The sequence below is a fragment of the Fibrobacter sp. UWCM genome (genome assembly GCF_900129735.1).
Classification (GTDB): domain Bacteria; phylum Fibrobacterota; class Fibrobacteria; order Fibrobacterales; family Fibrobacteraceae; genus Fibrobacter.
The window spans coordinates 123,236-136,703 of the sequence record NZ_FQWR01000002.1 but is presented as its reverse complement, the minus strand read 5'-3'; the positions used below and the strand labels follow the sequence as shown (position 1 = coordinate 136,703).

Below are 13,468 nucleotides of genomic sequence, written 5' to 3'. Positions count from 1 at the left end.
TGTTTAGGGGTATTGCTTTAGTTTGTATGGTAGCCTGCATCCTTACCGGGTGCGGGCCATCTTACCATTGGAGCAAGGCCCACCCGCTCTACCGGCAGGTGCCGTACAGCACGCTTTCCATTACCGGAACGAGCAGCGCGTTTATCCTCACGCGTTCGAAGTGGTTTGCGAAAAAACTGGAAGTCGCTCCCGAAAGTGCACAGGTGCAGTTGACCTCGTACTCCCGCCAGGTTTTCCTTGACGAGATGAGGCGTGCCTACCCTGCACTCCAGGAGATTTCCGACACCGCAGTCTCGAAGTTCCCCGAAGAAAGCCAGAAGCTCGACGACAAGGTATTCATCAAGGGGCATTTCCCGGAACAGGGCGTGAGCGTCAAGGATGCGCAGGGCAACATTCCGCCATACATCCTGATTGTACACGAATTCATCATCGGGACCGACATCAACCGCGAAGTCTTCTACGACTACGACCTCATCCGGCAGGAAAGCGCCGAGAAGAAGACGTCGAAGAACCTGAGCGTCATACTTTCGTACACACTCTGGGATAACGAGAATCAGCGCCCGCTGTTCAGCGCCGTGGACGAAATCCAGCGCCCCATCGTAAAACTCACGATGGAAGACCTGCGCGCAGCGGCTGCCGAAGCCGCAAAGAAAATTCGCATTAATTTGTATGAGGGAGTCCAGAAATGAAGAAGTTCTCTCTCGTCATAGCGTGCATTTTCGCGATTGCAGCCACGAGCTTTGCGGGCAACATCTATTTCAACAAGCGCCCGACCCTGTGGCAGAATCCCGACATCCTGATATGGACTCCGGAAAGCGAGAGCCCCGTTGACCCGAAAGAACTCTGCCTTTCGCTCAAGCGCAACAACCCGAGCATCGGGGAACCCAAGTGCCGCCTGTTCGGTGAATGGGAACGCGATTCCATCGCCATGCACTATGCGGTCTGGCTCAAGAAGAATATCGACCCCAAGCTGAACGAGGAATACCTGCATATCCGGCACCCCGCCCTCATGGCAAAAGTGCAATCCATCGAAGACAACATCGTGCTGTATCTTGCCGACAACGGGAACACGATTAGCGTTGCCATTTTTGACGAAACCTCGACAAACCCGAAGGTTGCAGGGAGCGTCAACAAGACGAACGACAAGATTGCGCTCGGCGACGAGATTGCATCCACCTTCTTTGGTGGCAAGACAAAACGCAGGCTATCGAAGGAAGAACGCCAGAAGATGCTCGAGGAGCCCGACGACTTCTACAAGGAAGTCCCCAACTTCCGTGCATGGGCGGGCATTTCCATTGGCTACTCGCAGGCACACATCCCGCTCACTCCCGACGACTGGACCGAAAGCCACACCAAGAGCCAGGTGCGCAACTACCGCATCACCAAGGACTCGGTAAGCCTCTGGAACTTTATCGAAGATGATGACCCGCTACTTTCCGCATACGTGGGTGGCATCTGGTACGGGTTCATCGGGCTTGAACTCATCTACCGCTTCGCCAAGCACAGCGTAAAGACCGACCCGCGCGACACCGTCTACGAGGAACTCGACCACTGGGATTTCTATCAGCACGAAATCGGGCTCAACGCGATGTTCGCGAGGTCCTACAACATCAAGAAATGGCTCGACATCGACCTGTTCGCCTTCCTCGGGTTCCAATACAGTTTCTTTGTGGAAGACATCGCCCTCAAGGATGATGTCGACAAGCCCTCGAAGGCATACAATGTCCGCATCAAGTTTGAAGAGGCCTACAAGGGCGGGCTTATCGGTGGCGGAGCACAATTCGTATTCTTTGGCCACTATGGCGTAGGTATCCGCACGGGTATAGCAAGCCGCGGGCGCGACATGTACGTAGACCCGACACCCGATGCGGCCGCAGCCCCCACAGTTATCGGCGGTTCTACCATAGACTGGTTCATAAGCCTCGGGCTAGAGTACCACTGGAGTCTTTAAAAATTGCTAAATTTGCACTCCTTTGGAGTGCATTTAGCTAGGCTCGGCCATGATAAAACAATAAATTGTTTTATCGCGGCGCTCGCCATTTACTAAATTTGTGCCCACTATGAGCGATATTATAGCAGAAGAAAAGAAAGAAGAAGTAAATCCGTTCCTTACCCCGGTCAACATCATCGAACCGGAACACAAGCTCCCCGACTACACATTTGACATGCTCCCCGAAGAACAGAAGAAGGTTCTCGCGGAACACGGCTGGACGCAGCTCATGCCGGTCCAGAGGAAGACAATCCCCTACATGCTCGCCGCCCGCGATATGCTGGTGCAGTCCAAGACGGGCTCGGGCAAGACCGGCGCCTACGTGCTCCCGCTTTTGCAGGTCATCGTTCGTGACCACATATTCCCGCAGGCCCTGATTCTCGTGCCGACGCGCGAGCTCTGCATCCAGGTGCAGGACGAAATCGAGAAACTCGCGAAGGGTACGGGCATCCGCTCGGTCGCCATCTTCGGCGGCGTGAGTTACGAACCGCAGCTCAGGGCCCTCAAGAACGGTGTGCATATCATCGTCGCCACCCCGGGCCGCCTCATGGACCACGTGCAGCGCGGGAACGTCGACTTCCTCGACATCCGCGACCTCGTGCTTGACGAAGCCGACGAAATGCTCTCGATGGGTTTCTACCCCGACATGCAGAAAATCCGCAAGTACCTGCCCAAGATGATTTCTTGCACCATGTTCAGTGCCACCATCCCGCAGACGGTGAAGAGCCTCGCCCGCGAGTTCCAGCGCCCGAGCGCCGAATTCCTTTCGCTCAGCTACGACAAGGTGATTGCGAACAACCTGGAGCACCGCTGGTACCCCTGCGACGTGATGGACAAGGATTCCATGACCATCAAGGTGCTGGAATACTACAACCCCGACAGTTGCATGATTTTCTGCAACAAGAAGAGCGACGTGAGCTACCTGGAACAGGTGCTTTCGGGCTACGGATTCAAGGTGGGCGCCCTCAGTGGCGACGTGGCGCAGGCCATGCGCGAAAAGACGCTGAACGCCTTCCGCGACAAGAAGCTCCGCATTCTCATCTGCACCGACGTTGCCGCCCGCGGTATCGACGTGGACCACGTGACCCACGTGATTGTCTATGACCACCCGGCCGACCACGAGGTGTACGTGCACCGCAGCGGGCGCACCGCCCGTGCCGGCCGTAGCGGGCTCTGCATCTCGCTCATCACTCCGGTCGAAGAAATCGAAATCAAGCAGACCGCGGCGGACTTCGGCATCAACTTCATCAAGATGGAACCGCTCACGAACGAGGAAATCGCGAAGAAGGTGAGCGACCGCACCCGCGTGAGCCTCGAACAGGAAAAGAACCACTTCGGAGGCCAGAAGGCAACCGAACGCATCAGCCGCATGCTCCCGCTCGTGAAGGAACTCGCGAACGGCCCCGTGGAAGACCAGATGCTGCTCGCATACCTCGTCGACCGATTTGCATGGAAGAAGGCATAAAATGGCAAAAATCAAGGTTAAATCCGCAAAGGAAATCGAACTCATCCGCGATGCCGGCGCACTTGCCGCCGAAACGCTTATCCGCGCGGGCGAAATGTGCAAGCCGGGTGTTTCCACTCTCGAAATCGACGAGTTCATCGGCGACTACACCCGCCAGCACAAGGGTATTTCGGCCTGCATGGGCTACCACGGCTACCCGCGCTACGCCTGCATCAGCATCAACGAGGTCGTTTGCCACGGCATCCCGAACGCACAGACCATCCTGAAGGACGGCGACATCGTGAACATCGACATCACGACCATCCTTTCGGGCTACCACGGCGATACATCCGCCATGTTCTGCGTCGGCAAGGTTTCTAGCCTCGCGCAGGAACTCGTCGATACGGCAAAGTTCTGCATGGAAGAAGGTATCCGCGCGGCAGGCGAACCGGGTGCGCGATTCTCCGACATCGGTTGCGCCATCCAGGACATCGCCGACGAGCACGACTTCAGCGTGGTGGAAGACTACTGCGGGCACGGTATCGGGCGCGGTTTCCACGAGGAACCGACCGTTCTCCATTTCCGCAATTCCGAACGCACTCCCTACATCGAGGTGGGCAACGTGTTCACGGTGGAACCCATGATCAACGTGGGCCGTCCGGGCACCAAGACCCTCAAGGATGGCTGGACGGCAGTCACCCGCGACGGCAGCCTCAGCGCCCAGTGGGAACACACCATCGTCCGCACAAAGAACGGAATCGAGATTCTCACGCTTCCGCGCTAATGTCCATCCTCAGTAACATACGCGACAGGGCCGTTGAATCGTTCATCCGCAAGAACGAGACGGTCCAGCGTTTCGGTGAAGTCGACGAAGTCTCCATTGACGCAGAATCGCGTATCGCTACAGTAAGGATTACCCTCCGCGGAGAATCGCAGACAACGTTGTTCAGAGGCTACTACGGATTTGACGAGGGCGAAAAGGGCACCGAGCTCGTGTTCGAGAAAATCACCTGCGAACGCGCCTGGATAAACGAGATGATCAAGTACGCCCTGGGCAACAAGGTGCTCCGCTTCCCCATCGCCGACTACAGCGGCGAAAAACTTGCAGGCATCACCGGCAGGTTCGCGAAAATACTGTTCTAGAGTGCGTTTTCGCCTTTACGAACTGTTCTTTGCCGCATTTTATGCGGCATTTTTTGCCATAATCCAAAAGATTTGTTAAAATTCCAAGAAACAGGAGTACCGTATGTCCGAAAGCAAGAACGAGACCATGGATAAACTGAAGGAAAAGGCCATCAATATCATTTTTGACCTGATTACAAACATTCCGGACTCCCTGCACGTTTCGGCAATCGACCCCGAGAACCGCGCGAACATGCTCACCCAGCAGGCGGCGTTCAAGGCGGCGACCATCAGCGCGACGCTCTCTATCCCGGCTGGCTTCACGGGCATCCTCACAGCCATTCCCGACATTGCCGCCATCTGGCGCATACAGGCGCAGCTCGTTGCAGATATCGCCGCAAGCTACGGGAAAATTGCCCTCTTGACCCGAGAGGCGATGGTCTGGTGCCTGTTCCGGCACAGTGCGGCACAGCTCCTGCGCGATATCGCTGTCCGTACCGGGAGCCGCATCGTGGTACAGAAGCTTTCCACCACCGCCCTCAAGAAGATTGTCGAAAAAATCGGCATCAAGATTTCTTCCAAGTTCGTAAGCAAGTCGCTCCTGCGGGCAATCCCCGCGATAGGCGCCATCGGGAACGGTGCGTACGCGTACTTAGACACGAAGGAAGTCGGCAAGACCGCCATCGCCTATTTCAAGGCGCTCGCCGACCAGGACGGCAAGGACATCGCCGATGCCGAAGTCGTTGACGCCGATAGCGCCGCAGAACAAGGCTCCAAAGAACAGGGCGCAGACTCCTAATAGTCGTGAAAGAATCCGCGAAAAAGAACCTCGCCGCAAAGGCGACCCTCGCCCTCCTGACGATAGTCCTTCTGGTCCTCGTTGCGATTTCCGTATTCGGGGAGACCATCCCGGTTAACGACGGCGCGGGGTTCGACGGGGAATTCTACCGCGAGGTCTTCCGGGACTTCACGGGCACGTTCTTCACTGCGGGCTACGACAGTTTCCGCATCCAGCGCATTTTCCCCTTCTGCCTGATGAACGTTGTCTACAATCTGGCAGGCATTCCGCTCGACAATGCGCACATGATTGTCGGAATGTACGTGCTGCTCTTCGTGAATCTCGCGTTCCAGCTGTTCCTGTTCTTCAAGTTCGCGCAGTTCCTGAAATGGAAACCCATCACTACGGTCATCCTATTCGCGCTTTTCTTCCTGAACTTCGCGACCCTCAAGGGCTACGGCTACGAGCCCTTCCAGACTGACCCCTACGCCATCACCATCGCGTTTGCCAGCTACTACCTGTTTATAAAGGGGAGCAAGCGAGGCGCCTTCGCCGTTTCGCTTCTCGGGCTTGTCACCTGGCCCACCATTACCTACGTGATGGCGCTCCTCCTGCTGTTTCCGCATCGGCTGGGCGCATCTACCGCGACACCGCCTGCAGGCAAGGCGTTCCTCCCGAGGCTCCTCGATACTCCGTTCCCCAAAATTTTCCAGATTCTCCCGATTGCCTACGGGCTTGTTGCCGGAGCGCTGGTGCTGCTGTTCTATGCATTCCACAAGCAGGCAAACCTGGAGGGGCTCCTGCTCACCGCGCCTAGCCCGCGGAACATCGCCATAAGCCTGGTCCTGTTCACCCTGATTTCAACCCTCTTTGCAGTTTGCCTCAAGATTCCGACCCTACCCTATCCGGCGCGTTCCTACATGAAGGCGTTCAGCCCGAAGGCTTTCGCCGGCGTAGCAATCAGTATCATCGCGGTTTCCCTCCTGCTCCGCATGTTCACGAACAACGAGTTCTTCTTCGACGGCAAACTGTTCCTGCTCCAGATAATTGTCCGCCCGCTAAAGTACCCGCTCATAAGCCTCGCTGGCCATGTCGTGTACTGGGGGGCGCTCATCCCGGTCATTCTCGCCCTCGCGAAAGGCTTTACCCGGAATTTCGCCGAAAAATCACCCGGGCATGCGCTCGTGCTGCTCGCTTTCGTGTTTTTTGCCCTCGATAGCGAGGCAAGGCACATCGCCACGTTCGTCCCGCTGCTCCTCCCGGCCCTCGGGAAGGCGCTCGACGATGCGAACCTCACGGTGAAGCCAGCCGTCTATATCGTGATTCTGCAGCTGGTCCTCGCTCATTCCTATATTACTATAAACGTAAGCGGCCTCGCCGAAAACCTCGAATCGGCAAAATTCACCACCCGGGCTGCCCAGCGCTACCTTATGAATTACGGTCCCTGGATGACTTATACGTCCTTTTACGATTGGTTTGGAACCGCATTATGCGTCTTTGTAGGCATATACGAAGTTTTCAAGCACAGCAAACGCCCCCAAAAGCAGTAAATAGCCCCTGTAAAGCCTCTAGCAGCCCCCCGCACCCTTGAGAACGGGGGTATTTTTTTCTATCTTTGGGCGCAAACTTTAAAACATCAACTCCATTAGTGGAATAAAATATGAAAAACATAGAAAAGCACAGAAATATCGGTATTTCTGCCCACATCGACTCCGGTAAGACTACCCTTACCGAACGTATCCTCTACTTCACAAAGCGTATCCACGCTATCCACGAAGTTCGTGGTAAAGACGGCGTCGGTGCCACGATGGACTCCATGGAACTTGAACGCGAACGCGGCATCACGATTCAGTCTGCCGCCACCTTCGCAAACTGGACCCACACCAAGAGCGGTGAACAGGACTCCATCAACATCATCGATACCCCGGGGCACGTGGACTTCACTATCGAAGTGGAACGTTCTCTCCGCGTGCTTGACGGTGCTATCCTCGTTCTTACCGGCGTGGAAGGCGTCCAGTCCCAGTCTATTACCGTTGACCGCCAGATGAAGCGCTACCATGTGCCGCGCGTCGTGTTCGTCAACAAGTGCGACCGCTCCGGTGCAAACCCGCTCCGCGTGGCCGTGATGCTCAAGGAAAAGCTCAACCACAAGCCCTGCGTGATGCAGATTCCTATCGGTCTCGAAGACCAACTGAAGGGCGTGGTCGACCTCGTCGAAATGAAGGCCTACTACTTCGAAGGCGCCAACGGCGACGACATGATCGAAAAGGAAATCCCGGCCGAACTCGTCGACCAGGCTAACGAATACCGCGAAAAGCTCATCGACTGCTGCGCTGACTACAGCGACGAAATCATGGAAAAGGCCATGGAAGGCCAGTACGGTGTGGACCAGATCGACAAGGCCCTCATCAAGAAGACCATCCGCGAAGCCACTATCCGCCTCGAAATCACCCCGGTGTTCATGGGTTCCGCCCACAAGAACATTGGCGTGCAGAAGCTCCTCGACGGTGTTATCGACTACCTCCCCTGCCCGACCGACGTTGAAAACAAGGCCCTCGACCTCGACAACAACGAAGCCGAAGTCGTGCTCAAGAGCGAAGACAACGCACCGCTCGTCTGCTACGCGTTCAAGCTCGTGAACGACCGCTACGGCCAGCTCACCTACGTCCGCGTGTACCAGGGCACCCTCAAGAAGGGCGACATGATCACCAACATGGCCACCGGCAAGAAGGTGTCCGTGGGCCGTCTCGTGCGTATGCACGCCGACGAAATGGTGGACATCACCGAAGCCGGCGCCGGCGACATCGTTGCACTGTTCGGTATCGACTGTGCTTCCGGTACGACCTTCACCGACGGCAAGAACCACTACAACATGACTTCCATGCACGTTCCTAACCCGGTTATCGAACTTGTTATCGAAGCCAAGAACCGCGACGACCTCGACAACATGTCGAAGGCCCTCAACCGCTTCACCAAGGAAGACCCGACCTTCCAGGTCGAAGTCAACAAGGAATCCGGCGAAACCATCATCAAGGGCATGGGCGAACTTCACCTCGACGTGTACATCGAACGTATGCGCCGCGAATACAAGGTCGACGTGCAGACCGGTGCTCCGCAGGTGGCCTACCGCGAAACCATTACCCGCGAAGCCAAGTTCGAATACACCCACAAGAAGCAGACCGGTGGTTCGGGTCAGTTCGCTAAGATGTCCGGCGTGATGCGCCCGATGCCTGTCGAAGGCGACCAGGAAAAGGTCTACAACTTCGTGAACTCCGTCGTCGGCGGCCGTATTCCTAAGGAATACATCCCGTCTTGCGACAAGGGCTTCCAGAGCTGCATGCAGGCCGGTTCCCTCATCGGCTTCCCGGTCGTGGGTATCGAAATGGAAGTTCAGGATGGTGCGTTCCACCCGGTGGACTCCTCTGACATGGCGTTCCAGATTTGTGCCCGTATGGCCTTCCGCGAAGCTTTCGCCAAGGCTGGCCCCCAGATTCTTGAACCGATCATGAAGGTCGAAATCGCCACCCCGACCGAATTCCAGGGCAACGTTGTGGGTAACGTCTCCCAGCGTCGCGGTACCATCACCGGTACGAGCGAAGAACTCGGCACGACGACCATCACCGCCGAAGTTCCGCTTTCCGAAATGTTCGGTTACGCTACCGACCTTCGCTCCATGACTCAGGGCAAGGCCGAGTTCACCATGGAATTTGCAAAGTACGCTCCGGTGCCGCGCAACATCCAGGAAGAACTCATCAAGAAGTACGGCGACAAGGTTAACCAGAGAGGTTAACAGACCGCTCGCGGTTACTCCCTAAGCCACAAAAACTTAAAAGGCTCCGGCAATCGCCGGGGCCTTTTTTTGTTTTCTATAAACATCTAGTATTTGAAATAAACGGGCCTTGCCTGAGATAAACGATGTAGTTTAACATGTGGAAGGCGTCGGCCAAGGATGGGAAGGGTGCAGGGAGGGGCCCGTGCGGCCTTCGCAACTCCGAGCTGGGGCCCCTCCCGCATGAATTTTATACCGGAATATCAAAGGGGCTCCTTTTTAGAGCTTAATAAAAGTTCATGTTGAACCACGCCTTCTTGCCGTCCGTACTGTAGGCAATCCCGCAGGCGAGCGACTTGTACTTCGTGTTCTTCATGTTCAGGTAGTGCCCGATGTAGGGGTAGTCGTCCTTGTTGTCCGGGTCGCGTTCCCCGCTGGTCACGAGCTTCTTCTCGTCATCCCACATCATGTTCACGTAGGTATCGACAATCTTCTTCTCGGTACTGTAGTACTGCGTCTGAACGTTCGGGCCAGAGTTCTGGGCAAACTCGCCACAGTCACCGAAATTCGCGTGGCCCTTGTTCGCAGCCATGTCGTCTGCAGCCTGCGTCACCACGCATTTTTCGCGTTCTTCCGTCGCGCGCACCAGGGGCGGCAGGTCTTCCGTCGCGCGCTTCGCGTTTACCACCTCCAGGCAGTAGTCGCGCCAGTCTTCCGATGCCGTCTCGGAACTTGCGGGTTTGCTATCGCTCGAAGCCGGCTCTGCTGCACTTGATACAGGTTCTGCGGTGCTCGATGCCGCAGGCGACTCACCGGCAGATGAACTTTCGGGAGCCGTTTCGCCCGCACTGCTCGCGGGCGTCTTGACACTCGAACTCGATTTCGCCTCGGTCGATTCGGAACCGTCGCCGGTACCGCCCTCGGTATCACCACCCGGAATGGGAATATCTATGGTATCGCCGCTATCGACGCAACTCCCGGCACAGCTCGCCGAGGAATCGTCGGAACAGCCCGCCGTAAAGAAAGCCGCGACCGCAATCGCAGCGCACATTTTAAACAAACTAGTTTTTTTGTTCATCAGTTTAGCTCCGTTACGCATCTAACATAAAGACCTTTCTGCACATTCTGGTCGGTACGGTCAATGCTCTTGGCCTGCCGCCTGAATTCCCAGGAACGTCCGGTGTTCTTCATAATGGAAGTCGAGGACCAGTAGTGCCCGGTCAGTTCGCTGTTGCAGTAACCGTCCCAGTCCTTGCAACCGCCGCGACCGATGGTTTCCCAGTTGAGCTTTTCACGGTCCTTCTGAAAGTCGCGCCACTCGCCGTCATCGGGCAGGTGCCAGCCCGCGGGGCATGCCTTCTTGGCGTCGTTGTAGTTGTAGAAACGCCCGAACTTCTTGCAGAACGTGGTGTCTTCGAGCAGGCACTGCCTTGCGCTCGTTAGGCTGAACTTGAGGTTCGTCACCATCCAGAGCCTGTTGTCGCGGAGTTCCACCTTGTAGTTCTTGCCGTCACGCGGGTCGGTAAGAATCATCTTCTTCTCGTCCACGTTCTTTTCGGCGTAGAAGTTTCTCTCGCTCACGCAACGCACCGTAGTGATTGCACCCGCCGGGAGTTCCACCATTTTCGCATTACCGCGCTTCACGTCGAGCATCATCGCGCGCACGCCATTGGGGTCACTCACCGCAAAATAGGCGGCATCCTTACCCTGAATCTTCTTTGCATCTTCGTTGCCGTAAAAACCGCGCGTCTTGCCCGCAAAGGACTTCACGTTCGAAAGCTTACGGGGGCCGGTAAAGCGATCCTTCGCAAAAAGGGTCCATTCCTGAATATCGGGCACGTGGGTCCCGACCGGGCATGCAGCTTTCCAGGTCGACTGCTTGTAATACGGCGCTCCGCCTTTATCAGTAAACGAGGCCAGTTTTCTGTAAGAGAGATTGTCGGTAAACCAGTTCAAATTGCCCGACGCAAGAGTCTTGTACATTTTGCCGTCGCGGTTATCCTTGATTACGGTATCCGCAAGCGAAAATTCTGCAACAATAAGCAAGGCCACAGCCACACGGCCAACAAGTCTAAACATCAATACACCTCTGAGGGTAACAAACCTTTTTCCATAATATATATAAGCAAATGAAAAAAGGAACGTTTTTGAAAAAAAAACTGTTTTTTTGCCAAGAAAAAAACAGGTATAAAAAACACGCGGGAGGGGCCCCAGCTCGGAGTGGACGCTTTTAAAACGCGAAGGCGGCGCCGGCGGAGGCGGGCCCGGCCCAGAGCCCGGAAAGAGCAACCGGGCCAAATCGTACCGATTTTTTGTGTAGCCTTATGACAGCAAGGCTTATCCCGGTACCCGCGAGCGCCCCCACGACCACGTCACTCGGGTAGTGCTTGCCTGCCGCGATACGGAGCGCGCCCACAAAGCCAGCCAGCGAGAGCGTTCCCGCCCACACAAGCGGCCTGTAGGCTGAATTCGGGTACATTTCCGAGAACCACTCGCCCGTAAACACGGCCACTGTAAACGCCGCCGAGGCATGCCCGCTAAAAAAGCTCCCGTAGGCCTCGCCCTCGGCACTTTCCGCGGCCCGCGCCCCCGCCCCATCCTCGGCATAAATGTAAGGGCGCGGCCAGAACTTCATGGACCGAAACGTAAGGTTGAGCGCACTCTGCAAGGCAAGCGCCTGCGCAAACATAAGGGAATATACGGCAAGGTCGCGCCCGCAGGCATCGCCCCGGTACCAGGACGCAGCCCCCAGGGCTAGCGGCATCGCCCCGAGTACGGCAAACCAGTCGCTCACGTCATCGACCGTCTTGTTGTAGCGGCCCATAACAGCGCGGTCCCAGGGCAAAAGATCTTCACGCGCCGGCAAGTCCTCACGGGCCGTCACCGACATGTGCGAAAGCCTGTAATTACCGTAGATGCTCCCGAAGGCGGCAAAGAACGTGAGCGGCAGGTCTTTTTCGAGCGTAAGCACGTAGTGGCGGGTCCCGGCGCCACCCTTATCAGCAGGCATCGGGGCAGGTTCACCCGAAGGCATCGGCGCAAGTTCACCCGAAGGAGCGGCCACGCCAGCCACAGCCAGCGCCATCAACGCAAAAAAAATGATTTTCGAAATCCGAACCGGCACAATCCAAAGTTAAATAATTATATTGCATAGCGTATGCAACGCGAACCGATTACCCCGACGATGGATTTGTTCGGCGCCATTTCCGACGAGATGCGCCTCAAGATTCTGATGCTCCTCGACATTGCGGAATTTACCGTCAACGAAATCAAGGATATTCTCGACATCCACCAGAGCAACGCGAGCCGCCACCTCTCGAAGCTTTCCGCCTGCGGCCTCCTCAAGGACAGGCGCGATGGCATCAAGGCCTACTACCGCCTGAGCGAAGAACTCCTGCTCAGCAACCGCGTGCTTTCCGTAATCCGCGACGCCTACGGCGAACTTCCCGACAAAGATATCCTGCGTTGCCGTGCCGAACAGGTGCTCGAAGAACGCACCGACCAGACCAAGGGGCAAATCCACAAGCTGAACCAGGCGGGCGGAAGCCTCAAGGCGCAAATCAGCCTGTTCAGCAAGCTGATGATACCTTTTGAGAACGCGGTCGATATCGGCTGCGGCGAAGGCGGCGACCTCTCGCTCATGCTCGCAAGCCGCTGCAAGAACGTCACCTCGCTCGACTACGACCCGAAGGTCATCAGCGGGCTTACGAAAATCCTGAAGCAGAAAGGCATCAAGAACATCACGCCGAAAGTCGCCGACATGACAAAGACAGGCCTCCCCGACGACTACGCCGACCTCGTGCTCATGAGCCAGGTGCTCCATCACGCGACAGACCCGCGACTCGCCCTAAAGGAGGCTGTTCGCATCCTCAAGCCGGGCGGAACGCTCGCTTTCCTCGACCTCGCACAGCACAAGGAAGAATCCTTCCGTACCACGCACGGCCACATCTGGCTGGGCTTTGACCGCGGCCAGCTCGAGTTCTTCATGAAGGAATTCAACTGCAAGATTCTCGAAAGCGAAATCATCCCGAGCGAGAACGAGGTGGACAAGAAACTCCCCGTCATCTGCATGATTTTGACGAAGGATTAAACATTTTTTTGAAAAAACAGTTGCTTTTTACCTAAAAAAAGGTATTTTAGAATAGGAATTAAACAGGAAGTCATTATGGGAAAAATCATCAAGATTGTCGTGTTCGTCGCCGTATGCGTGATTTCCGCATTCGGTATCTACAGCCTCATCAAGTACAACAAGGTCGACGAAAACACCGCCGACTAGCCAAGATGTACATAGCGCAGTCGAGCCGCAGGTTCGACGTTTTTCGCCATACCGCAAAGCATACACGCCTGCGGTATTTTTATATTTCC

12 protein-coding genes are annotated in these 13,468 nt (G+C 56.0%); 9 read left to right on the top strand and 3 right to left on the bottom strand.

The genetic code is table 11. The features are described from left to right. Positions 1–26 precede the first annotated feature (26 nt). The 8 genes from BUB22_RS01965 to fusA all read left to right on the top strand — a co-directional run bounded on the left by BUB22_RS01965 (position 27) and on the right by fusA (position 9,124). Positions 27–689 carry a hypothetical protein gene (locus BUB22_RS01965; RefSeq protein WP_073113695.1) on the top strand — a complete coding sequence of 221 codons (663 nt, stop codon included), beginning with the start codon at positions 27–29 and terminating at the stop codon, positions 687–689. Beyond that, a complete protein-coding gene (locus BUB22_RS01960; RefSeq protein WP_073113694.1) occupies positions 686–1,951 on the top strand; it encodes a globin family protein in 1,266 nt (421 codons plus the stop codon). Before BUB22_RS01965 ends, BUB22_RS01960 begins: the two co-directional genes overlap by 4 nt. A gap of 109 nt (positions 1,952–2,060) precedes the next feature. Continuing rightward, positions 2,061–3,455 (top strand): DEAD/DEAH box helicase, encoded by a 1,395-nt coding sequence (locus tag BUB22_RS01955; RefSeq protein ID WP_072809825.1) that lies wholly within the window; start codon positions 2,061–2,063, stop codon positions 3,453–3,455. 1 nt (position 3,456) lies between these two features. Continuing rightward, a complete protein-coding gene (gene map / locus BUB22_RS01950) occupies positions 3,457–4,218 on the top strand; it encodes a type I methionyl aminopeptidase (protein ID WP_073113693.1) in 762 nt (253 codons plus the stop codon). Beyond that, positions 4,218–4,577: a hypothetical protein gene (locus BUB22_RS01945; RefSeq protein WP_072809819.1), complete on the top strand. Its 360-nt coding sequence runs from the start codon at positions 4,218–4,220 to the stop codon at positions 4,575–4,577. The genes map and BUB22_RS01945 overlap by 1 nt, the downstream gene beginning before the upstream one ends. Positions 4,578–4,680: 103 nt before the next feature. After that, positions 4,681–5,355, top strand: coding sequence for an EcsC family protein (locus tag BUB22_RS01940; RefSeq protein ID WP_073113692.1), 675 nt, complete (start codon positions 4,681–4,683; stop codon positions 5,353–5,355). A 5-nt stretch (positions 5,356–5,360) separates the two neighbouring features. Beyond that, positions 5,361–6,884, top strand: coding sequence for a hypothetical protein (locus tag BUB22_RS01935; protein ID WP_073113691.1), 1,524 nt, complete (start codon positions 5,361–5,363; stop codon positions 6,882–6,884). 110 nt (positions 6,885–6,994) lie between these two features. Further along, positions 6,995–9,124, top strand: coding sequence for an elongation factor G (fusA, locus tag BUB22_RS01930; protein WP_073113690.1), 2,130 nt, complete (start codon positions 6,995–6,997; stop codon positions 9,122–9,124). Positions 9,125–9,389: 265 nt separating this feature from the next. On the opposite strand, the gene BUB22_RS01925 is transcribed toward fusA, so the two are convergent. The 3 genes from BUB22_RS01925 to BUB22_RS01915 all read right to left on the bottom strand — a co-directional run bounded on the left by BUB22_RS01925 (position 9,390) and on the right by BUB22_RS01915 (position 12,188). Beyond that, positions 9,390–10,181 (bottom strand): CAP domain-containing protein, encoded by a 792-nt coding sequence (locus tag BUB22_RS01925; protein ID WP_175547213.1) that lies wholly within the window; start codon positions 10,179–10,181, stop codon positions 9,390–9,392. Next, positions 10,181–11,182 carry an FISUMP domain-containing protein gene (locus BUB22_RS01920; protein ID WP_073113688.1) on the bottom strand — a complete coding sequence of 334 codons (1,002 nt, stop codon included), beginning with the start codon at positions 11,180–11,182 and terminating at the stop codon, positions 10,181–10,183. Before BUB22_RS01920 ends, BUB22_RS01925 begins: the two co-directional genes overlap by 1 nt. A 151-nt stretch (positions 11,183–11,333) precedes the next feature. Next, on the bottom strand, positions 11,334–12,188 hold the full coding sequence (locus tag BUB22_RS01915; RefSeq protein WP_073113687.1) for a phosphatase PAP2 family protein: 855 nt from the start codon (positions 12,186–12,188) through the stop codon (positions 11,334–11,336). Between the two features lie 72 nt (positions 12,189–12,260). Here BUB22_RS01915 and BUB22_RS01910 point away from each other — a divergent pair, with 72 nt between their 5' ends. Then, the gene (locus tag BUB22_RS01910; RefSeq protein ID WP_254794592.1) at positions 12,261–13,193 is read left to right on the top strand and encodes an ArsR/SmtB family transcription factor; all 933 of its coding nucleotides are present in this window, start codon (positions 12,261–12,263) and stop codon (positions 13,191–13,193) included. Positions 13,194–13,468 lie beyond the last annotated feature (275 nt).